Genomic DNA, 22,335 nt, shown 5'->3' with positions numbered 1-22,335 from the left:
AGAACTCCCAGGCCCATCCGCGCGGCGTCAGACCGCTGGTGTAATCGTATGATCTTTCCTCCCGCCAGTCGGCCTGATCATCGTCGGTCAAAAAAACTGGCATGACTGCCGCTCCCCTCCCCGCCCGGAAACATTGAAGCATCATGCGATCTGGCGGAGCAGCAGCGGCGAAAGCACCAGACATCGGCGGTGCCGTTTTGTCGAACCGGACGCGATTGACAGTGCCGAGGACAGAGGTCGCAGGTAATCAGCAAACTGGCTACTGACGCGCAGCAACAATTAGCATGGTGTGAGCGGGTCAACGGAATCGTCTTCTTAGCTGTTGTCGGCTGCGGCGGGCCAGCGCCAGACGTCGCCTGAAGGCGCAGGTAAAGGCTGGCGATGGATTGCCCACGATTTTGTCGGCAGGTTAGTGTAGTATGGGGTGTAATGAGCGCGGTCATAGAAGGCCTCCTCCGGAAACTTTCCACGCCATTGGAGCCAAATCTTGAGTTTTTGGCATCCTGTGCAGTTGTACAGGTTAAGCCACCTCCAAAAGCGGAGCAGGATAGGACTGGCAGCTGTGTCGAGCGATCTCGCAGACTCCGGGCGAAAGGACAGTGATCGATTGCCCTTCTGAAGGAATCGGTCGTCTCTAATTTCCACAGTTGTGACTGGACAGCTGGACGTTGCTGTTCCTCGGCAGGCTAAGATTTCCTTTGCCGGTACACGGTGCCAGGCTTCAGCTCGCAATGTTGCGGTCTGGGACCTCTTAGCGCTCCGCTCGAGTGCCCGCCCTCGCCTGTCTTGCATGCATTTGTGCTCCCGCTCGCCAATCGACTTCCTGGAAGCCGGGTCGGCGAATTGCGACTGGCAGGCCGCCATCCAGGCGGACGCAGCACCGAAAACGAAATGTAGGACCCAAAGAGAGAGCGAAGAGTTGCGGCGCCGCGGCGGGCCTACAACGGACGCCGCCCACCCCCCCCGCCTCCATGGAAAGGCCCAACAATGAAGAATTGCGAGGTCAGACGACCCGTGCGGGAGCTATGGGCGAGACGCCGCAAACTCGTTCGGTTCACGAGCGCCGCAGCGCCGTGCAAAGAGCGCCCGCCGGCGACGCGTTAACCTTGAATTTAGCAGCCGGGATGCACGTTGCTCGCGCCCGGCTCGCTATGTCCGGAGGCTCAATAGAATCTCGCACGGATCAGCGTTAAGCGCCGCAGTTACGTCGAGAAACTCGATGACGTCGAGACGCCGCTCACCACCCTCATACTTGGCCACGAAGGATTGCGGCCGACCAAGTTTCTCAGCCACCTGTGCCTGGGTCAGGCCTTTGGCCTTGCGCAGCGATATCAGCTGGGCCAGAAACCGCTGGTGGCGGGGAGATCGAAGCGACTTGGGCATGTAGGTGAACCGGTCAGGTAAAGACCGGCTCAGCGACTAATCCCGGTTCCGGATAATCCCATTTCGGGATATGTTTCCCTGAATCCAGCAATCAACATGCGAGGTTCGCGGCAGACATGAATCGATCAACGGCAACCGGCGGGACACAAAGCTCAACACTGCGCGACGAAGTCCCCTGGTCGGAGAGCCTCACGAGCTATGACAGGCAGCATTTCAAGATCTACCTGAGGATCCTCGACGCCTGTGCCGACAGTGCCAGCCTAGAGGAGATGGCAGATCTCATTCTCGGCATCGACCCGGATCTTGAACCGGTGCGCGCTCGACGGGCTGTTCGCAGCCATATCGATCGGGCGAACTGGATAGTGACAACCGGCTACAAGGAACTGTTCGCCGGCTGACGCGCGGCGTGGACCGTCACCTTTTTCAGGCAAGCAACTCATGATTGTTCGTGAGCGCACCCCGGGAGAGACGGCGTTCCGACGCGGTCGCGGGAGCGGCGTGGACCCGGCCTTTCGCCATCAGTACTTCGGCGAATTCGCGGTAAACATGGAAGGCATTGAGGCACTTGAGCGCCTCCAGGGAATGCTTCCGTGCCTAGCATCCTCACGGGGGAAATTCGCGGCCATTTGAGGCGAACATCCGCGATAGGGCGACCTATGCAGTTCCACAAGGTGAAACTAACCTGTCAATCAACCGAAATCCGAACGCGCGAGGCGCCCAATTGCCTGCCTAGTGGTCGTCACCCCAAGCTTGCGGCGAACGTTGCCCAGATGAAAGGCGGCCGTGCGCTGCGTGATCCCCAGGATGCAGCCGATCTCCCAATCGGATTTGCCTTGTGCTGCCCACTGCAGGCACTCGTATTCCCGCGGCGTCAGCAAGACACCGTCGACCATTCGATTGGGGGTCAGTTTGCGGCGGACGAACACATGAAAACAAGTCGCGATATACGACAGACCTTCTTCATAGCGCTCTGCCGCGCGGAAAAAAGCAGGAACAGGCTTTTCACCGGCAAACGTCATCGCCGCGAAATTGCCTCGGCCATCGATAATCGGAAATGTCACGCCGCAGGAGATACCAAACTGCGCCGCTTCTTCGAACACCTCAGCCCCTGAAGCCTTTTCCGTACCGATCATATCGGAGCCCCATTGAAATGTGCACCCGCCACCGCGTGCACGCACAATGACGGGGTCGACGCTCTGATACCGGTTCGTGAGATAGCGTGCTGTCCAAGGCGCCGGATAATTTGAGATCAGCGTGGCCTTGCCATTAGGACGCTGTGGCAATGAGAGGTAGGCAAAAGCGAGCAGATCGAATCCAGAGGCGACATCGGCCATAGCGCTGCGGAGATCAGCCTCATCGACGCTTTCTGAAAGCCGTTCCAAAAATCTCTCGAACACAGCACGCACGTATCTGGGCCTTACCTTAAACTCACCCCCGATCCACAGGCAGCCAAGCGCTGCCAAGGGCGTGTACTGCCATGCTGGGTAAAGTAGCGGCCTAACTCGCCGGGAATCAGCACGCCATAAAACAGACCAACTCGGCGACTCGGCACAACGTCGCGCCCACCTTGTGACCGCTCGAACAAAGACGCAATTTTGCAAGTAGCGCAATGCCGGGGATGGCTCCCTTTCCGCAACGTCATTGAATGAATATCCACCCTGCGGGCGAGGCGCTGCGCTGCCGTTGCGTGCCGCACTGGACTACGGATTGTTTCCAATGGCTTGATGTCGTTGCCCGTGCCGGTAGCTGCTCAAATCTACCAAGCAATCGGGCGATCGCGCCCCATGTGAGCGTGATTCCGATAATCTGGCCATGACGATACTGCCGCAGATCGTAGTGCGTGAGATCCATCTTACCCTCATTCTGCTGTCCGGCTTAAGACAGGCTGAATTTGATCAATGCTCCGCTATCCCTCGCCACTCTCTCATAACCGCGTCTCGCGTAGAGCCTCTTTCACGTCTAATCGGCTCGCGCCCGTGATCTTGTGGTAATCGACCAGCGTAACTTTATTCTCGCAATACACTTGCCGACATCAGTATCCGGAACGCGAGGTTGAATGAATTCGCCGCCGAGACGAACGGTTACTGTGATTCGCGGTCAGGTTCCTGTTCGAATAGACGATCTGGTATGTGTGTCGTAGACGGAAACGATGGCGTCTGATATAGAGCAGCGTCATGTCAAAGGTCGTAGCCCTGGTGGCTTCGCATCCGCTCTTTATCTTCGAAGCGGCGGTCCGGACTTTGCGTTTCAAGTTGGGGCGAACTCTTGGTGACGCAGCCAAAGAGGTTAGCAAGCAGGATGTCGTCATCACCGTCGGGACTAAGATTCGATTAATGGGAGGAATGAAAAAGCGGTCGAATGCATTCTGTGTTACGGGCCGTGGCTCCCCGATCGGGAGCGCTCCCGATGCGAGGAGCGCGCTTTACACGCAGCGCGTCCGGCGCGCCGAATCGCAGACGACTTCGCTGAGTACTTCCTCATGTCCGCCGTAAAGGTCAGCGCCGGAAAAAGAAGCCTGTCGATTCATATCTTCTGCGAGCCGCTCCCGTTGGACGCTCGATCGAAAGCCTTGCGGAAGGGGGAAGCTCTCCCGCATGCAGTTCGAGAAGACCCTGATCCAACTCCTTGTCGGCCGCTGTGAGGCGATGGTTCAGGCGAAGGTAGTCCATCCAGGTCGGAGTGCGGAATGCCTCCGTCCAAAGCGACGGTTCCCGCAGATCACGCTGGATGTTCCAGTGCCGAGCACCGACGCGCCTCTGCACTCGGCGTCTTTGCCGCATCAGATCCAGGAAAGCTTCGACATTCGACTCCGGTATTAAGTACTCGATCTTAACAACGATCGGCCCGCTTCTGGCCTTTACCTCCAGCGCGACTTCCGGGATTTCGAAGCTGAGAGCGTCCTGGTCGGCCTCTTTCCATTGACGAATGGGAAGAAGCATGCCGGTGCCTGCAACCAAGAGCAGAGCGCCAGCCGAACTTTCCAACGCCAATGTGAGCGAATAGTTCTCAGCCACGGCGCCCCAGAGCCAGCTGCCAGCGGCAACGCCGCCGGAGCAGAGGGCATAGTGGATCGAAAGCGTCCGACCAACCACCCACCGTGGGCTCGACAACTGCACGCTGACGTCAAGCCCCGTCCAGGTGACGACCCAGGCCGCGCCCCCGAGCGTCAAGGCAACAGTGGCCACTAATATAGAAGAAGTGAATGCAAGAGCTAGGCAGCACGCAGCGCTGGCTATGCATGCGAGCGTCGTCAGCCGCTCCTGCGACATGGACCGCCTCAACACGTTGTTGGATATGCCGGCGGTCAAGGCACCCGCACCAAAGCCAGCCATAAGGATGCCATAGCCGATTGGTCCTCCGCCCAGTTGATCGCGGGCAATCAGAGGGAGCAACGCCAGTATGGAAATACTCGTTAGACCGAAAAGCGCCCCTCGCGCGATCGCGGCCATGATCTCCGCCGACAGTGCCGTGAAGCGCGCTCCGTCGTGGATGGCCGTACTGAGTGACTCACGTGGAAGCGGCGAAGAGCGACCGGCCCATTTGCAGCGCCCGATTGCCAACAGCATCATCAGGTAGGTCAGCGTCGCTAGAGCAAACGCGGTCAAAGGTCCAAAGGATGCAACAACGACGCCGCCGAGCGCCGGACCGATGCTTCGCACGGCATTGTATCCTACGGAAATCAGTGTGACCGCCGCCGGAACTTCGCGTTTATGCAGGATGTCGCCTACAGAGGCGTGCCAGGCCGGGTCAGTGAAAGCGGCGCCGCATCCAGCCAGACAGCTGAATGCCAGGATCATCCACGGATTATAAAATCCCAGGCCAACAAGAGCCGTCAGCATTATCGAAGACAATGCTATCACGCACCAGCCGAGCGTCATCACGTTGCGGCGGCTGAAATTGTCGGCAATTGCTCCAGCGAAGATCGATAGAATGAACACGGGCAGCGTTGTGGAAGTCTGCACAAGGGCGACCATCACGTCCGAGGTCGAGATGGTCGCCATTAGCCAGCTGACCGCAACGGTCTGGATCAGCCAGCCCAGGCTCGACAGCTGTGCGCCAAGCCAGATCGCGCGAAACGTCGGATTCTCCAGCGGAGCAAACGTTGCCGACGAAACTGCCTCCCCGCGCGCCACCCTGCTCATCCAGCCGCGCCGGCAGCCATTTGCTCGTACATGGCCACGTTTCTCGACCGCCGATATGATGTTCCACGCGTCATGGTATCTGCCGGCCCTTTACGTTGCACGAGCGGTACGTTTTCCGTGTGCGTCCACACTATCGATAGCGCCGACACCCAGTTCGGCTGCGTCCTTCTCAAACGGTGATGACATCGCTGCGGTGATTTGACGAAGGGAAACCATTCCAACGGGCTTGCCGCTGCTATCCACCACAAGAGCTTCAGAGGAGGGCGAATTTGTCAGTTCCTTGGCGGCAACGTCGAGCGTCGAGCCAGACCTAAGCGTTGGCAGCAAATTGTTGCCGGCTTGCGGAACGGGATCCATTACAGCATTCACCTTCAGGAAGCGGCTCCGATTAACGTCCTTCACGAACCGCGCGATGTAATCGTCTGCGGGGTTCAATAAGATGTCTTGGCTGTCGCCTTGCTGAACAATCGACCCGTCTCGCAAGATAACGATCCGGTCGCCAAGCCGGAGCGCCTCGTCAAGGTCGTGCGTGATGAAGACGATCGTTTTCTTCAACTCCGCCTGCAGTTCGAGAAGCATGGATTGCATGTCGGTCCTAATCAACGGATCGAGAGCCGAGTAGGCCTCGTCCATAAGCAGGATCGACGCATCATTGCTAAGGGCACGCGCTAATCCTACCCGTTGTTGCATGCCGCCAGACAATTCCTCGGGATAGCGCTTCTCAAACCCGACCAGGCCCACGCGCTCGATCCAGCGCATGCCAATCTCGCGACACTTGGACTTCTCGATCCCGCGGACCTCAATCCCGAACGTCACGTTGTCGATCACGGTCCTATGCGGCAGAAGGGCAAATCTCTGGAACACCATTGCAGTCGTGTTGCGGCGGAATTGCCGCAACTCTAGCTCAGACATTTCGAGAATGTTGCGTCCCTCGATTGTAATCGAGCCGGACGTCGGCTCGATCAAGCGGTTGATGTGCCGGATCAGCGTGGACTTGCCGGATCCGGACAATCCCATCACGACCTGGATTTTGCCGGCAGGTATGGACATGTTGATATTGCTCAGCCCAAGAATATGTCCATGCCTCTTTCCCAGTTCCGGTTTCGACAACCCATTCCGGACCGGCTCGACGTAACGCTCTGGCGATCTGCCAAAAATCTTGTAGAGATCGCGTATCTCGATTGACGCGCCCTTAGTCATGCGCCGTCCCCTGACGCCTCTGCAGCCGGCGGCCATAGGCCTGACTGGTACGATCGAAAATGACCGCAATGCCGACTATGGCAAAGCCGTTGAAGATGCCCTGCGTAAAATACTGGTTGGCAATTGCTTGCAGCACGTTCAGGCCGAGCCCCTGCACGCCGATCATCGAAGCGATGACGACCATGCCAAGGGCCATCATGATGGTCTGATTGACGCCGGCCATGATCGTCGGCATGGCCAGCGGCATCTGGACTTTCCAAAGCTTCTGCAATCGCGAACAGCCATATGCATCGGCCGCCTCCAGGACCTCCTTGTCGACCAAGCGAATTCCGAGGTCAGTGAGGCGGATGATCGGGGGGACAGCGTAGATCACGACGGCAATGAATCCTGGCACGCGGCCGATGCCGAGCAGCATGACGACCGGAATAAGATAGACGAAAGGCGGCATCGTTTGCATGACGTCGAGGACAGCCTGCATTACCCCGCCGACGCGCCTAAAGCGGTTCATAAGGATGCCGAGTGGCATACCGACAGCGATGGAAAAGATCGTCGCCGTAAAGACAAGCGAAATCGTCTTCATCGCGTCCTGCCACAGGCCAAGAAGGCCGATCGCGATCAACGTCCCAACGACAGCTGCAACCACGGTCCAACGCCGTGCCGCGAACCATGCAACGCCAGCCAGCACCGCGACCACGAGCGGCCATGGCGACCCCGTAATCATGCCTTCAAAGAAGACCAGAATGCGCTGCAGCGGATAAAAGAAGTTCTCGATTGTGTCGCCGTAAAGACGCGTAAGTGCCCTGAGAGAACCGTCCACCGCGCGCTTTATGGTCAGCAACAAGTCGGGGTCCAACTGGGGAAATTTGAACAACCAGTCCATAGCAAAGCCCCTAAGCATGTCTGCCGCTATTCCCAAAGTTCAGGAGATGATGGCAGGCAAGCTGCCATTCTGCGTTCTCTCCGGGTTCGTTGAGATCTCGACGCAATCCGAAGCCTTCGCGCCGTAAGGTGACTTATTTGGCCGCCGCCTTGACCTTCTCGGCAACGTCGGCCGGGATCCATTTTGTCCAGACTTCAGGCATGTTCTGGATGAACCACTTCGCGCCCTCCTCGCCGTTTGCCTGGTTCTCGCTCATCCACAACATCACCTTGCCGACCTCGGCTTGGCTCCAACTCCGCTTCGCGAAGTAGTCTTTCGCTGGAGCGACGTCGTCGCGTTTCAGGAATTTTCCCGAGGCCAAGGTGATTTCATCGGCCGTCTTCCAGTAATTCGGCTTCGGATCCGGGCAATCTTGCTTTGTGGTGCAGCGCACCCACTCTGCATCGTCGTGTGCAGCTTCGAGCCGAACCATTGGATACTTCACGAGAAGGGAAGTAGGAGCCCAATACGCGGCGATGAAGCCCTTCTTGCTTTCATAAGCCCTGGCGATTGCACCATCGAGCGCCGCCGCAGACCCGCTCGGGACGAGAACAAACCCCTTTTTGTCAGCCTCAAGGGCCTTAAACAGCTGCGCCGTCACCACCGTGTCGCCCCAGCCCTGTGGGCCTTGGATCACGCCGCCCCTAGAAGGGTCTTCAGGAGACGAAAACAGTTCCGGATGCTTCATGGCGTCCTCGACCGTCTTGATGTCGGGGTGAGCGTCGGCAAGGTATTTTGGAATGTACCAGCCTGAGACCGAGCCATCGCTGATTCCAGTGCCGATTCGGCCGACACGTCCCTCGGCAACGCCTTTGGCATAGAAATCGCCCAATAGGGTCACGACCACTGACGGAGCAATGTCAGGCTGACCCTTCTCGATCATGGAAGTGACGGTCGGCACCGTGTCACCCGCAACGGTAGTTGCGTTACAGCCATAACCATTGTTGAGGATGAACTGATCGACATAGGCATTCGCTTCGGCCGACTGCCAACTGAACAGCGCCAAGCTAATGTCGCCGCAGGCAGCATGGGCAGCTCCAGCGCTCATTAGAGCCCCGACCGTACCCAAGCAAAGCAAGTACTTTCTCATCCGACGTTCTCCCATTGTCCGTGACTTGTCTTGATGGTCCACCGCAGCGGTGCCAGTTTAGTACTCCGGTTGCCCGACGCATCAACGCAGAAAAGAACGGGGCGCAGATAAACTGGCTTTATATCTGACGAGATTCTATCGCCGTACCAGGCACAGCTTGAAAGTGGTACCTGATGGCCGTTCGCGACGGGATTTGCCTCCCGGATGCGGGCCTCAATCGTTGCCCCTAAGTCGTCCCGAGTGCCCAGATGAAGAAGATAAGAAACGCCGAGCATATCGTCGCGCAGGGTGATGTCGCTTCGAGGAAACTCGTGCTCGAGATCGCCGACCGCACGCTTGACAAGCTGGACAGCTACAGGCGGATCCGCAGCATCATGCGGGTGGAAGGCGACGTGCTGCACATCGGCACACGCTCCTGGGACCTTTCGGCAAAACGCAACATCTACCTTTTTGGCGCCGGCAAAGCTTGCAATCACATGGCGATGGCGGTGGATCACGTGCTCGGCGAACGCCTGACGCGCGGCATTGCGATCGTCAAGATCAGCGAAGAGACAGACCATTTCAACAAGACGGAAGTGCATATCGGCGGGCACCCGTTGCCGAACGAAGAGGGATTGCGCGCCTCCAAGAAGATTATCGAAGTTGTCGACCACGCCGGGCCGGACGATCTCTTCATCGTCGTCATAAGCGGTGGGAGCTCCGCCCTTATGTCCTGCCCGATCGAGGGCATTTCCCTGCAGGACGAGATCGAGGCGACCGACGTGCTTTTGAAGTCGGGCGCAGGCATCTACGAAATCAATGCGGTGCGACGCCACATCTCGGCACTGAACGGGGGAATGCTGGCAAAGCGCATTCAGCAGGTCGGGGCCGAACTGATCGGCTTCGGCATCAGCGATGCGGTCGGTTCGCCGGCAACGGGCGACATCGCAGTGCCTTACGCCGCCTACAAGAGCACGCCGATCGGGCCAGATGCTACGACACTCGACGACGCGCGCGCCACTATGGTCAATTTCGATGTCGTCGACCGCCTGCCGAAGAGCGTCGTGGACTACCTGATGAACGCAGGGCCGGACAAGGAAACGCCGAAGGCTTTTCCCGACAACACCTATTTTCTGATCAATACGCTGCCGGACTCCTGCATCTATGCGAAGCAAGTCTGCGAGGAGATTGGCATTCCCGCCATCATCGTCAGCTCGTTCCTGGAAGGCGAAAGCCGAGACGCAGGCACCTTCTTCGCCTCGATGGCGCGGGAAATGCAAACCTACGGCAATCCCGTCAAGCCGCCCTGCGTGCTTTTGAGTTCCGGGGAGGTCACCACGCAGATAACCGACAACAGTCTGATCAAAGGCCACGGCGGGCCAGGCCAGGAAATGGCTGTGAGCTTCGCCATCACGGCTGCCAAGACCAAGGGCGCGTGTCTGCTTTCAATCGACAGCGAGGGTACGGACGGCACAGCCAAAGTCGCAGGCGGTATCACCGATTCCAGCAGCCTGAAGGCTGCCACCGACAAGGGCATCAGCTTTTATCAAGCGCTGCGCGAACACAGCTGCTTCGAGGCGCTCGCTGCCATCGGCTCCACGGTCTTCACCGGGAACACCGGCACCAATCTCTGTGACCTCAACATCCTCTACGTCCCGGCAATTGAGGAGTCTCGGTAGCCATGGAGGACAGGATTGCATCCGTCCGGGCCCAGCAGATCATCGACTGCAAGTGCCGGCCCGCCGTAGAGGTTGAAATCCGCACCGAAAGCGGCGCAATCGGCAGGGGCGCAGCTCCCACCGGAACGTCGGTCGGGATGCATGAGGCCTTCGTCCTGCGCGATGGAAATTCGGCGAGCTACAAGGGGCTCGGCGTCCACAAGGCCGTCGACAAAGCAGTGAACGTCATTGGCCCGGCGCTGATCGGCATGAACGTGTTCGACCAGCGCGCCATTGATCACAGGATGATCGAACTCGACGGCACGCCGGACAAGCACAATCTCGGCGGCAACACGATCTATTCAACCTCAATCGCCGCCTTCCGTGCGGCTGCCGACGCACGCCGGATCCCGCTTTACAAGTACATTGCGGGCAGAGAAATTCGCACCGTACCGGTGCCCTGTTTCAACGTCGTCAACGGTGGCCGCTACGAGACATTGACACAGGCCTTCAACGAATTCCTGATCGTGCCCTATGGCACCGACAGCGTAGACCTGGCCGTCGAGATGGCGGTCGCGGTGTTCCAGCAACTCGCCGAGGTCCTGACGAAACATCTCGGTTGCAAGCCGCAAATCGCGAGCTCCTATGGCTACGCGGCCCCTTCGGACGACCCGGAAGTGATCCTGTCACTGATGCAGCAAGCCATCGACGCCTGCGGCTATACAGGCCGCGTTGCCTTCGCACTCGATTGCGCCTCCAGCGAAATGTACGACCGCGACGCCGGAACCTATCTGCTGAAAGGCAACCATGTCTCCGCCGACGAACTGATCGCATATGCCAAAGGGCTCACCGACAAGTTCGATCTCGTCTTCGTCGAGGACCTGCTCGATGAGAACGATTGGGACGGCTACAGCAAGGCGACCAAGGAACTCACCCGCACGATCGTTCTCGGTGACGATCTCATCGTCACCAACCCTGCCCTACTCAAACGCGCCTATGAAACCCATGCCGTTGACGGCTTCATCCTGAAGCCCAATCAGGTCGGCACGATCTCCGAGGCCATAGATGCGCATCGGTTTGCCAGCCAACACGGCATGATCTCGGTGCCGTCGGGCCGTTCCGGCGGCGTCGTCGATGACGTGGTGATGGATTTCTCCGTCGGTCTCGAAGTGCCGTTCCAAAAGAATGGCGCGCCGCGTTCGGGAGAGCGCATTGAAAAGCTGAACTTCCTCATGCGCGCCAACGCGGCAAGCCCTGGCTGCCGGCTCTTTGACATCAAGCCCCTTCTCCGCTTCTGACGCGGCCCGCGAGAGGGCGGGGACTCAAATGTTCATTCAACCATAGAAGAGGTTGCCTCCATGTATCCCAGGGTCGATTTTCTCTACCTTTCCGAGCCGGACATGATTGCCGCCGGCGTTCTCGACGCACAGCGCTGCGTTGAGGTGTGCGAGGAAACTTTCAGCCTCCTCGGCAGGGGCGACTATTTGATGGGCGGCGCCAACCACAACAATCATGGCCTGAACATAGTCTTTCCGAAGGAAACGAAGTTCCCGAACATGCCCGTGGCCGGTCCTGACCGTCGTTTCGCGGCCATGCCTGGTTACCTCGGTGGACGTTTCGACGTCTGCGGCAACAAATGGTACGGCTCGAACCATGCCAATGCTGAAAAGGGGCTGCCACGTTCCATCTTGACCATGATGCTCAACGACAAAGACACCGGCGCGCCGCTCGCGCTGATGTCGGCGAATCTTTTGAGCGCCGCGCGCACTGGCGGAGTGCCAGGCGTCGCGGCCAGGCACCTAGCCAACAAGGAAGCACGGATCGTCTCGGTCGTCGGCTGCGGCCCGATCAACAAGGCGTGTTTTACCGCAATCATGACCCAACTGAGCGCCGTTCAAAAGGTGGTCTGCTTCGACCTCTTTCTCGAAAAAGCCAAGGAATTCGCAAGCTGGGTACATAAGGACTATGGCGTCGAAGCCATCGGCGTAGACGACACAGAGGCCGGGTTCCGCGATGTTGACGTAATCACCATCGCCGCTTCACGACTCAAACCGCTCCACTTCAAGGACGAATGGATCAAGCCTGGCGCGACCATCTTGGTGTCCGGCCCATTTAACACGGACGCGTCGTTCCTGACTGACGCCAAGATCGTCTACGACCACACGGCCTTGCAGGAGGCGTATGTCGAGGATGCGATCGCCTCCGGAAACAAGGAAGCCTACTATAGCAGTGTTATCGGTGGGCCCTTCTTTCGTCTGATCGATGCTGGCAAGCTGCCGGCCCTCAAGGATTCAACGGGCTTGGGCGACGTCGTCAACGGCGAGAAACCCGGCAGAGAGGACGGGAAAGAGCGCGTGATCTTCATCGCCTGCGGCATGGCTGTCTTCGACATCAGCTGGGGTTTCGAAGTTCTTCAAAACGCTAAGAGCAAAGGAATCGGCCAAGTCCTAAACCTTTGGGAACGGCCAAGCCAAGCTTAGCTTATCGCATTTATTTCCAGTCTGACTATAAGCGGAGGCGCAAATGATTGGCGCATTACCCACGGCCGCGTCTCTCTATGAACGCGTCCGACGAGTGATCCCGCTGGTGGAATGGCCGGCTTTTGCCGCTGACATTGATGCCATCCTGGCGCTGAAGCGTGAGCGCAATGCCGTCATCCTCGCGCACAATTATCAGACGCCAGAGATCTTCCACTGTGTTGCCGACATCGTCGGCGACAGTCTGGCGCTTGCCCGCAAGGCAATGACGGTCGACGCAGACGTAATCGTCGTCGCCGGCGTGCATTTCATGGCTGAGACCGCAAAGCTCCTCAATCCCGGCAAGACGGTGCTCATTCCAGACCTTGCCGCGGGCTGTTCGCTGGCCGACTCGATCACCGCGGAGGACGTGCGGCTAATGCGGCAGCGCTATCCTTCCGCTCCAGTCGTCACCTACGTCAACACCTCTGCGGCGGTGAAGGCCGAGTCCGACATTTGCTGCACCTCGGGAAATGCGCTTGCGGTGGTGAAGTCGCTCAACGCGCCACGCGTCATCATGCTGCCCGACGAATATCTGGCAAAAAACATCGCGGCGCAGACCAAGGTCGAGATCATCGCCTGGAAAGGACGCTGCGAGGTGCATGAGCGCTTCAGCCCCGTCGATATACGCGAGTTGCGCGAAGCGCATCCCGGCGTCACGGTGCTCGCCCACCCCGAGTGCCCGCCGGAGGTGGTCGCCGAAGCCGATTTCGCAGGCTCGACGGCGGCAATGTCCGACTATGTCGGACGGCACAAACCGGCACGCGTCGTGCTGATGACCGAATGCTCGATGAGCGACAACGTCGCCGTCGAGCATCCCGAAGTCGACTTCGTGCGCCCCTGCAATCTCTGCCCGCACATGAAGCGCATCACACTCGCCAACATACGCGCAGCGCTCGAGCAGAACCGCCACATCGTCACCATTGATCCGCGTATCGCCGAGCGGGCCCGCTGGGCCGTCGAACGCATGCTCTTCGTATGACGGCATACATCCATGACATCGGCGGGGCGCCGGTCATCATCGGCGCTGGCCTTGCCGGCCTGATGACGGCGCTGCATCTGGCGCCGCAACCAGTCGTGCTCTTTTCCAGAGCCCCGCTTGGGACGGATACCTCGAGCACCCTCGCTCAGGGCGGCCTCGCAGCGAGCCTGGGCGAGGACGACAGCCCCGATCTGCACCTCGCCGATACGCTTGCCGCGGGTGATGGGCTTTGCGACGAACAAATGGCCAGGCGAGTGGTCGAGGCCGCGCCTGTAGCTGTCGAGAACCTCATTCGTCTTGGTGTTCCCTTCGACCGCGCTCTAGACGGACAACTGCGGCTCGGCCTGGAGGCAGCCCATTCAAGGCGACGGATCGTCCACGTCGCGGACGCCACAGGTCATGAGTTGTTCCATGCACTGCTCGCCGTGGCGCGGCGAACCCGTTCGATCACAATCATGGAAGGCGCGACAGCCCTTCGCCTGGTCGTTGCAGAGGGCGGCATTGTGGGCTTGTTGGCCGTCCTTCACAGTGGCGTTTTCGCATTGCCCACCCGTCGTGTAGTGCTGGCGACCGGCGGTATCGGCGGCCTCTTCTGCGACACTACCAATCCGCTTGCCTCTTTCGGCCACGGCCTGGCGCTCGCCGCTTGCGCCGGCGCGGAACTCTCTGATCTGGAATTCGTGCAGTTCCATGCGACCGCGCTCGACTGTCCGCGCCGGCCGATGCCACTGATCAGCGAAGCAGTGCGCGGCGAAGGCGCTTTGCTGGTCGATGAACATGGTCGCCGCTTCTTGAGCGACACGCCTGGTGCCGAGCTCGCATCGCGCGACGTGGTCGCACGGGCGATCGCCCATCAGCTCGCCGCCGGGCATCGAGTCTATCTCGATGCCCGGCGCTGCCTCGGGCAGAAATTCGCAAAACGCTTCCCGGCGATCGACGCCGCTTGCAAGCAGGCCGGCATTGATCCGGCCGCCATGCCTATCCCCGTGCGTCCGGCAGCGCACTACCACATGGGCGGCGTGGCCGTGGACGCCGAAGGGCGCAGTTCCGTCTCGGGCCTTTGGGCGTGCGGCGAAGTGGCTCGTACGGGACTGCACGGGGCAAACCGGCTGGCCAGCAACTCGTTGGCCGAACTGGTTGCGACAGCCGCCTGGGTAGGAGGGTGTATCGCGGGGACTTCCGCAGGCTGGCAGTGGCCCAGGATGCCCGCGATGGTGGCTGTGCGACCCGATCCTTCATCCATACGACAAGAGGTCTCCAATGCGCTCGGTATTGTCCGCAACGGAAAGGCACTGAGCGCAGCGGTCGCGAACCTGCTGCCGATCGCCGTCGGGGACACGGCGGCCGCGGAGCCGGCGCTGGTTGCGCTGTTGATGGCGATCGCAGCCTTGAAGCGCGAGGAGAGCCGCGGTTCGCACTACCGATCCGATTTTCCTTGTCGCGACGCTGCCGCTGCCCTGCCTTCGCGACTGACGCTCTGCACTGCCTTTGAGAATGCCGTTGCGCTCAGTTGGCAGAGATCCGAACGGAGTTGCTGATATGAGTTTACTTGCACCGCTCCCCCAGATCATCATGGAGCCGATCGTGCGCGGTGCCCTGCTGGAAGATTTGGGCAGAGCCGGCGACATCACCAGCGATGCCATTATCCCCGCCGATTGCAAGGCGACGCTCGCGTTGAATGCCCGGCAGGCCGGCGTTGTCGCCGGGCTTGATCTGGTGATGTTTGCCTTTCTGCTGGTCGATCCTGGGATCAGCATGCAGTTGCACTGTCCCGAGGGCGGCAAGGTTTCGGCCGGGGAGACTATCGCGGTCGTAAGCGGGCCAGCGCGCAGCCTGCTGACGGCGGAACGGACGGCGCTCAATTTTCTATGCAAGCTGAGCGGCATCGCAACGGCGACAGCCTCGCTGGTCAACGCGGTGCGGGGCTATAACGCAAAGATCGTTTGCACAAGAAAGACCACGCCCGGCCTGCGTGTCCTGGAAAAATATGCCGTGCGCGCCGGCGGCGGCGCCAACCACCGCTTCGCGCTCGACGATGCCGTGCTCATCAAGGACAATCACATCGCCATTGCCGGTGACATCCGCACCGCGATCGAGAGGGCGCGTGGCGCCATAGGTCACATGGTCAAGATCGAGGTCGAGGTCGACACGCTCGACCAGTTGGAGATGGCGCTGCAGGCGAGCGTCGACGCCGTACTTCTCGACAACATGTCGCTCGAGGACCTTGCCCAGGCTGTGGCGATGGTCGGTGGCCGCGCGATCACCGAGGCCTCGGGCCGGATCACGCGGGCGAGCGCCCCGGCAATTGCGGCGACCGGCGTGGACCTTATCTCCGTCGGTTGGCTCACCCACAGCGCCCCGATCCTCGACATTGGGCTGGACGTGCCGCTCGATGGCAATTGCAGTCGGCGCTTGAACTGAGGGCAAAACCGCGGAGAGAATTTTGCGGCGACAGGCCAAGTCGTGATCTGGCTACCGCGACTTAGGTCGCCGCCCCAAACATCGGCGCAACTGCGTTGCCATGCGATGGCTTTGACTGGCAAAGGGGGAGTGATGACGGACAATGACCAAACAACAACCCGCGGCGAAGCGCTCGGCGTAATCGTCTGCCGGCTCGATGAACTGCGCCAGCTGGCTGCCTCGCAGGAGCTGGAACTTATCGGCTACCTTTTGGACGTCGCTTTCAATGAGTCATGCGACGCGATCAGAAGGGAGCGTTTATCCGCTCACGGCCAAGAAACCACGGGCTAGCGTCCGACACCAGGGACCTCGGGCGGGTGGGCAGGATCGAAAGTCGTATTGGAGGAAGGGATGCGCAAAATCGTTGCCGGCAAGCTGCACGGCATCCATGTCACCGAGGCCAATCTCGACTATCACGGTTCGATCAGGCTCGATCCCGCCCATTGCGAACAGGCAGGCATCCTGCCGATGGAATTCGTCGATATCTGGAACAAGAATTCGGGCGCGCGGATTTCGACCTATGTCATCCTCGGCGAACGCGACTCGCGCTGCTGCGTTCTCAACGGCGCCGCGGCCCGCACCTGCCAGCCAGGCGACCAGGTCATCATCTGCAACTCGGTCTATGTGGACCAGGCGGAGTTCACCGCGCTGAAACCGCGTGTGCTGACCTTCGACAAGGATAATCGGATCGTCGACCGCCTGACCTATTCGGTCGAGCGCGATGCGGGCGGAGGCTACAGCTTCTCCATCCTCGACGAAGCTCGCACTCCCCTGCCCGTGCCGGCGCTGGTGGGCAGATCGTGACGGGCTCCGAGGTCCGTTTTCTTGGCTGATACCCACGTTTTTGCTGATGGAGGTGGAATGAACGCGGAACTTGGCTCGGACCTGACATCGGACCCTCTCGGTTGGGCCCATCCGCCCTGGACGCGGGCGGAAGCCCAGGCAGTCTACGACCGGCCTTTCAACGACCTGCTATTGCGCGCCCAGACGACCCACCGCGAGAGTTTCGATCCCAACCGGGTGCAGCTGTCGCGCCTGCTTTCGATCAAGACCGGCGGCTGCCCCGAGGATTGCGGCTATTGCAGCCAGTCCTCGCATCACCAGTCCGGGCTCAAGGCCTCGAAGCTGATGGAGGTCGAGCGCGTAATCGCCGAGGCGACGAAGGCCCGCGATGCCGGCGCCACGCGCTATTGCATGGGCGCCGCCTGGCGCAGTCCCAAGGAGCGCGACATGGAGGCCGTGGTCGCCATGGTCGAGGGCGTGAAGGCGCTCGGCATGGAGACATGCATGACGCTCGGCATGCTCGACCTCGGCCAGGCCCAGCAGCTGAAGCAGGCCGGCCTCGACTACTACAACCACAACATCGACACCTCCGAGCGCTACTACACAGAGGTCATCTCGACCCGGACCTTCGCCGAGCGGCTGGACACCCTGGCCAATGTCCGCGACAGCGGCATGAAGGTCTGCTGCGGCGGCATCGTCGGCATGGGCGAAGAGAAGGCCGACCGCATCGACATGCTGGTGACGCTCGCCAACCTGCCGGAGCCGCCTGATAGCGTGCCGATCAACATGCTGATCCCGATCGAAGGCACGCCGCTCGGCGACGCCGAACCGATCGAGCCGATCGAATTTGTGCGCACCATCGCGCTCGCCCGCATCATGATGCCGAAATCGCATGTGCGGCTGTCGGCCGGCCGCACGGCGATGAGCGACGAGATGCAGGCGCTGTGCTTCTTCGCCGGCGCCAACTCGATCTTCGTCGGCGACACCTTGCTGACCGCCGACAATCCCGGTGAGGACAAGGACAGCGCGCTGTTTCGCCGGCTGGGCATCAAGCCATTTGCGCGTGAGGTCTTGTGAACGGCAGTGGCTTCCTCGACCGCTACAGGGCGACCTTAAATGGTCTTGCTCGCAAGGACCGGTTGCGCAGGTTGAGCAGCCGCTCGGGTCTTGACTTCGCCTCCAACGACTATCTCGGCCTCGCTCGCTCGAAGCGTATGGCAGAGGCCCTCGCGGCGGCGCTCGCCGCCGGCACTCCTGTCGGAGCGGCCGGCTCGCGGCTGCTGCGCGGCAACGACCACGAACACGAGGCGCTCGAGGCCAAGGCGGCCGACTTTTTCGGCGCCGAGCGGGCACTGTTCTTCGGCGGCGGCTATGTCGCGAATTTCGCGGTGCTGACGACCTTGCCCCAGAAGGGCGATCTGATCGTGCTGGACGAACTCATCCATGCCAGCGCGCATGAGGGGGCCCGAGCCGGCCGCGCCGAAGTGACGCAAGCCGCGCACAACGATGCGGACGCCGTGGACGATTCGATCCGGAGCTGGCGCGCGAAAGGCGGCGCCGGCCACGCCTGGATCGTGGTCGAAAGCCTCTACAGCATGGACGGCGACCGCGCTCCGCTCAGTGAACTCACCGAAATCGCGGACCGCCACGACGCATTCCTGTTCGTCGACGAAGCGCATGCCACCGGCGTCTATGGTCCGGACGGGTGCGGTCTGGCGCACCACCTCGAAGGCCGCGACAATGTCGTGGTGCTGCACACCTGCGGCAAGGCGCTGGGCGCCTCCGGCGCGCTGGTCACCGCGCGTGCGGTGTTGTGCGACTATCTCGTCAACCGCTGCCGGCCCTTCATCTACGCCACCGCGCCTTCGCCACTGATGGCGGTGGCGGCGGCAACGGCGCTCGACATCGTCGCCGACGAGCCGGAGCGGCGCGAGCGTCTGGCGCGGCTGGTCGCGCTTGCCTCCAAGAGGGCCGAGACCCTTGGCCTGGCTCCGAGCGGTACGCAGATCCTGCCGATCATCGTCGGCGACAATGCCCGCGCCATGGCGCTGGCAGCGGCCCTGCAGTCGCGTGGCTTCGACGTGCGCGGCATCCGCCCGCCAACCGTGCCCGAAAACACGGCAAGGCTGCGCGTCTCGCTGACGCTGAATGTCGGCGAAGCCGACGTCTCGGCACTGTTTGATGCTTTGGCTGCAGAATGGGAGAGCGCCCGATGACGGTGCAAGTCGTTGTGACGGGAACCGACACCGGCATCGGCAAGACGGTGTTCGCAGCGGGCCTTACGGCGCTTCTCGATGGCATCTACTGGAAACCGGTGCAGGCGGGTAACCGCGAAGAGACCGACAGCGAGGTTGTCTCTCTCCTCGCCGGACTGCCTGATCGGGTCTTGCCGGAAGCCTGGCGCCTTAGAGAGCCGTTGTCCCCACACCGCGCCGCGGAGTTGGACGGGGTGGAGATCGATGCAGATCAACTCGCACTGCCCAAGACGGACCGTCCGCTCGTCGTGGAGGGCGCCGGCGGACTGATGGTGCCGTTGAACAGGTGCAGACTCTACATCGACGTCTTCGCACAGTGGAACGCGCCGGTGGTGCTTTGCGCCCGCACCGCGCTCGGCACCATCAACCACACGCTGCTCTCGATCGAGGCTCTGCGCGCCCGCTCGATACCGCTGCTCGGCGTGGTGTTCATCGGCGACAGGATGGTCGATACGCAAAAAACGATCGCCCAGATGGGCAAGGTGCGCGTGCTGGGTCGCCTCCCCTTTCTTCAGTCGCTGACACCTGGAACACTTTCCGCGGCCATGACGGCTTCGTTTAATGCCGCCGACTTCATAGAGATCCGGGTATGAGCCGCTCCGCCGTCTGGCATCCCTTCACCCAACACGCCACCGAGCCGGTGCCGCCGACGATCGTGCGTACCGAAGGCGCCTATGTCGAGACGCGCGACGGCAAGCGCATACTCGACGCGATCTCCTCCTGGTGGGTCATCACCCACGGCCACCGCCACCCGAAGATCGTGGAGGCGATCCGCGAGGCGACCGAAACTGTCGACCAGGTGATCTTTGCCGGCCTCAGCCATGAGCCGGCCGAGCGATTGGCTTCGGCGCTGGTCGACATCACGCCGGCGGGCCTCGACTGGGTCTTCTATTCCGATAGTGGCTCGACCAGCGTCGAAGTGGCGCTGAAGATGGCTCTCGGCTTTCACCGCAACTCCGGCGCGGCGCGCTCGCGCATCGTCGTCATCGAGCACAGCTATCACGGCGCCACCATCGGCACGATGAGCGTCGGCGCGCGCGGCGTCTTCAACGCCGCTTACGAACCGCTGTTGTTTCAGGTCGATACCATCCCCTTCCCTGCCGCCGGCCAAGAGCAGCAGACGCTCGATGCCTTCGAACGGCTTTCGCGTGACGGCGAGGTTGCCGCGCTGATCGTCGAGCCGCTGGTGCTTGGCGCCGGTGGCATGCTGATGTATCCGGCCTCAGTTTTCGCCGAACTCAAGCGCATTGCCGAGCGCTCGGGGACGCTTTTCATCGCCGATGAAGTCATGACCGGCTGGGGCCGCACAGGCACCATGTTCGCCTGCGAACAGGCGGCGGTCGCGCCCGATATTCTGTGCACATCCAAGGGACTGACGGGTGGATCGTTACCGCTTGCGGCGACGCTTGCCACCGACGCGATCTTCCAAGCGCATTATTCGACGGATCGGTCCAAGACCTTCTTCCATTCGAGTTCCTACACTGCAAACCCGATCGCCTGCGCGGCAGCACTGGCGAATGTTGGTATCTGGAACGACGAGCCGGTGGCGGAGCGCGTGGCCGCGCTGTCGCGGATGCAGGCGGAGAAGGTTGCACGGTTCAACGGGGATCCGCGCTTCGAGAATGTGCGCACGGCCGGCACCATCGCCGCGCTTGACCTCAGCGTCGGCAATGCCGGCTATCTGGCCGAGGTCGGCCCGAGGCTGCGCGCCTTTTTCCTCGATCGCGGATTGCTGGTGCGACCGCTCGGCAACGTCATCTACGTGCTGCCGCCCTATTGCGTGACGTCGGGCGAACTCGACAGGCTCTATGCGGCAATAGACGAGGCGGCCGGACTTGCGGGCGACAAAAGATGAACCGCACAGCGCGCATCATAGGCCTTGGCCATCACGTCCCGGCCCGAAAAGTCGGCAATGCCGAGATCGAAACAAGCCTCGGGCTGGAAGCAGGCTGGATCGAAGGGCGCACCGGCATCCGCACGCGTTTCTGGGCAGAGCCCGACGACACGCTTTCCGGACTGGCGGCCAAGGCCGGTGACATGGCGCTGCAAGCGGCCGGCATCGACCGCAAGGATATCGGCCTGCTGCTGCTCGCCACCTCTACGCCGGACCATCTGCTACCACCGAGCGCACCACTGGTGGCGCACAGGCTCGGCCTCGAAAAGGCCGGTGGGGTTGACCTGGCGGGCGCCTGCGCCGGGTTCATCTACGCCATGACCTTCGCCGACGGCTTCGTGCGCCTGCACAACAAGCCAGCCATCGTCATCGCCGCCAACATTTTGAGCCGCCGGATCAATCCGACCGAGCGGGCGAGCGCCGTATTGTTCGCCGATGCCGCAGGTGCGGTGGTGCTGGCCCCGTCAAATGATCCCAGCCACGGCATACTCGGTGCCTCGGTTGCCTCGGATGGGTCCGCTTATGGCCTGATCCATATCGCGGCCGGCGGCAGCAACCGTCCCTTCGCGGAAGACATCGACATTGCCGAAACCCGGATGACCATCGCTGACGGCCGCGAGGTCTTCGTCAAGGCCGTGGAGATGATGAGCCGCTGTTCCGTCGAGGCGCTGGCAGCGGCCGGCCTTTCGACAACGGACGTCGCCCGGTTCGCGCCGCATCAAGCAAATGCCCGCATCTTCAACGCTGTCGGCAAGTCGCTTGGCATTGAGGATGGCCGCATCGTCAAAACCATCGCCGACTACGGGAACTCGTCGGCCGCAACCATTCCTTTGTCGCTGTCGATTGCCCATGGCGCCAACCCGCTTCAGCCGGGTGAGAGGCTGCTATTGGCAGCAGCTGGTGCTGGCCTGACAGGCGGGGCTCTGGTGGTCGGTGTCTGACAGGTCTAGCTCCCCAACGGTATGCGCCGGCCACGACAAACTCGTTCCAGCCGCTCGCCGAATTTTCCCGCGGACTCGATCGACGGTTGTTTATCAGCGCCGGCACCAAGTGCTAAGCAAGAATGGCGGCTGC

General features: G+C 61.1%; 20 protein-coding genes. 14 read left to right on the top strand and 6 right to left on the bottom strand.

Going from position 1 to position 22,335, the window contains the following annotated elements; translation table 11 throughout:
• Positions 1–1,149: 1,149 nt before the first annotated feature.
• Positions 1,150–1,383: a helix-turn-helix transcriptional regulator gene (locus CK222_RS30050; RefSeq protein WP_095802820.1), complete on the bottom strand. Its 234-nt coding sequence runs from the start codon at positions 1,381–1,383 to the stop codon at positions 1,150–1,152.
• A gap of 116 nt (positions 1,384–1,499) precedes the next feature.
• Here CK222_RS30050 and CK222_RS30045 point away from each other — a divergent pair, with 116 nt between their 5' ends.
• Positions 1,500–1,781, top strand: a complete 282-nt coding sequence (locus CK222_RS30045; protein ID WP_095802819.1) for a DUF2285 domain-containing protein — start codon at positions 1,500–1,502, stop codon at positions 1,779–1,781.
• Between the two features lie 291 nt (positions 1,782–2,072).
• On the opposite strand, the gene CK222_RS30035 is transcribed toward CK222_RS30045, so the two are convergent.
• From CK222_RS30035 to CK222_RS30015, 5 genes are all read right to left on the bottom strand, one after another.
• A complete protein-coding gene (locus CK222_RS30035; RefSeq protein WP_095802817.1) occupies positions 2,073–2,789 on the bottom strand; it encodes a LuxR family transcriptional regulator in 717 nt (238 codons plus the stop codon).
• A gap of 1,089 nt (positions 2,790–3,878) precedes the next feature.
• Positions 3,879–5,525 (bottom strand): MFS transporter, encoded by a 1,647-nt coding sequence (locus tag CK222_RS30030; protein ID WP_095802816.1) that lies wholly within the window; start codon positions 5,523–5,525, stop codon positions 3,879–3,881.
• Positions 5,526–5,615: 90 nt separating this feature from the next.
• On the bottom strand, positions 5,616–6,725 hold the full coding sequence (locus CK222_RS30025; RefSeq protein WP_095802815.1) for a glycine betaine/L-proline ABC transporter ATP-binding protein: 1,110 nt from the start codon (positions 6,723–6,725) through the stop codon (positions 5,616–5,618).
• Positions 6,718–7,605: a proline/glycine betaine ABC transporter permease gene (locus CK222_RS30020; RefSeq protein WP_095802814.1), complete on the bottom strand. Its 888-nt coding sequence runs from the start codon at positions 7,603–7,605 to the stop codon at positions 6,718–6,720. The genes CK222_RS30025 and CK222_RS30020 overlap by 8 nt, the downstream gene beginning before the upstream one ends.
• A 133-nt stretch (positions 7,606–7,738) precedes the next feature.
• Positions 7,739–8,734, bottom strand: a complete 996-nt coding sequence (locus tag CK222_RS30015; RefSeq protein WP_095802813.1) for a glycine betaine ABC transporter substrate-binding protein — start codon at positions 8,732–8,734, stop codon at positions 7,739–7,741.
• Positions 8,735–8,982: 248 nt separating this feature from the next.
• Here CK222_RS30015 and CK222_RS30010 point away from each other — a divergent pair, with 248 nt between their 5' ends.
• The 13 genes from CK222_RS30010 to CK222_RS29950 all read left to right on the top strand — a co-directional run bounded on the left by CK222_RS30010 (position 8,983) and on the right by CK222_RS29950 (position 22,202).
• Positions 8,983–10,392 carry a DUF4147 domain-containing protein gene (locus CK222_RS30010; protein WP_095802812.1) on the top strand — a complete coding sequence of 470 codons (1,410 nt, stop codon included), beginning with the start codon at positions 8,983–8,985 and terminating at the stop codon, positions 10,390–10,392.
• 2 nt (positions 10,393–10,394) lie between these two features.
• Positions 10,395–11,669, top strand: coding sequence for an enolase C-terminal domain-like protein (locus tag CK222_RS30005; RefSeq protein ID WP_095802811.1), 1,275 nt, complete (start codon positions 10,395–10,397; stop codon positions 11,667–11,669).
• A gap of 60 nt (positions 11,670–11,729) precedes the next feature.
• Positions 11,730–12,851, top strand: a complete 1,122-nt coding sequence (locus tag CK222_RS30000; RefSeq protein WP_095802810.1) for a tyramine oxidase subunit B — start codon at positions 11,730–11,732, stop codon at positions 12,849–12,851.
• 43 nt (positions 12,852–12,894) lie between these two features.
• A complete protein-coding gene (nadA, locus tag CK222_RS29995; protein ID WP_095802809.1) occupies positions 12,895–13,869 on the top strand; it encodes a quinolinate synthase NadA in 975 nt (324 codons plus the stop codon).
• Positions 13,866–15,407 carry an L-aspartate oxidase gene (locus tag CK222_RS29990; protein WP_095802808.1) on the top strand — a complete coding sequence of 514 codons (1,542 nt, stop codon included), beginning with the start codon at positions 13,866–13,868 and terminating at the stop codon, positions 15,405–15,407. The genes nadA and CK222_RS29990 overlap by 4 nt, the downstream gene beginning before the upstream one ends.
• A gap of 1 nt (position 15,408) precedes the next feature.
• Positions 15,409–16,290 carry a carboxylating nicotinate-nucleotide diphosphorylase gene (nadC, locus tag CK222_RS29985; protein ID WP_095802807.1) on the top strand — a complete coding sequence of 294 codons (882 nt, stop codon included), beginning with the start codon at positions 15,409–15,411 and terminating at the stop codon, positions 16,288–16,290.
• Positions 16,291–16,422: 132 nt separating this feature from the next.
• Positions 16,423–16,620 (top strand): hypothetical protein, encoded by a 198-nt coding sequence (locus CK222_RS29980; protein ID WP_141247161.1) that lies wholly within the window; start codon positions 16,423–16,425, stop codon positions 16,618–16,620.
• A 60-nt stretch (positions 16,621–16,680) separates the two neighbouring features.
• Positions 16,681–17,133: an aspartate 1-decarboxylase gene (gene panD, locus CK222_RS29975; RefSeq protein WP_095802805.1), complete on the top strand. Its 453-nt coding sequence runs from the start codon at positions 16,681–16,683 to the stop codon at positions 17,131–17,133.
• A 57-nt stretch (positions 17,134–17,190) separates the two neighbouring features.
• Positions 17,191–18,189: a biotin synthase BioB gene (bioB, locus tag CK222_RS29970; protein WP_095802804.1), complete on the top strand. Its 999-nt coding sequence runs from the start codon at positions 17,191–17,193 to the stop codon at positions 18,187–18,189.
• Positions 18,186–19,328: an 8-amino-7-oxononanoate synthase gene (locus CK222_RS29965; RefSeq protein WP_095802803.1), complete on the top strand. Its 1,143-nt coding sequence runs from the start codon at positions 18,186–18,188 to the stop codon at positions 19,326–19,328. Before bioB ends, CK222_RS29965 begins: the two co-directional genes overlap by 4 nt.
• Positions 19,325–19,960, top strand: coding sequence for a dethiobiotin synthase (bioD, locus tag CK222_RS29960; protein WP_095802828.1), 636 nt, complete (start codon positions 19,325–19,327; stop codon positions 19,958–19,960). Before CK222_RS29965 ends, bioD begins: the two co-directional genes overlap by 4 nt.
• Positions 19,957–21,222, top strand: coding sequence for an adenosylmethionine--8-amino-7-oxononanoate transaminase (locus CK222_RS29955; RefSeq protein WP_095802802.1), 1,266 nt, complete (start codon positions 19,957–19,959; stop codon positions 21,220–21,222). The genes bioD and CK222_RS29955 overlap by 4 nt, the downstream gene beginning before the upstream one ends.
• Complete coding sequence (locus tag CK222_RS29950; RefSeq protein ID WP_095802801.1) at positions 21,219–22,202, top strand: beta-ketoacyl-ACP synthase III; 984 nt, start codon at positions 21,219–21,221, stop codon at positions 22,200–22,202. Before CK222_RS29955 ends, CK222_RS29950 begins: the two co-directional genes overlap by 4 nt.
• Positions 22,203–22,335 lie beyond the last annotated feature (133 nt).

The organism is Mesorhizobium sp. WSM3866 (assembly GCF_002294795.1).
Lineage (GTDB): Bacteria > Pseudomonadota > Alphaproteobacteria > Rhizobiales > Rhizobiaceae > Mesorhizobium.
This window is presented reverse-complemented; position numbering and strand designations above follow the sequence as displayed.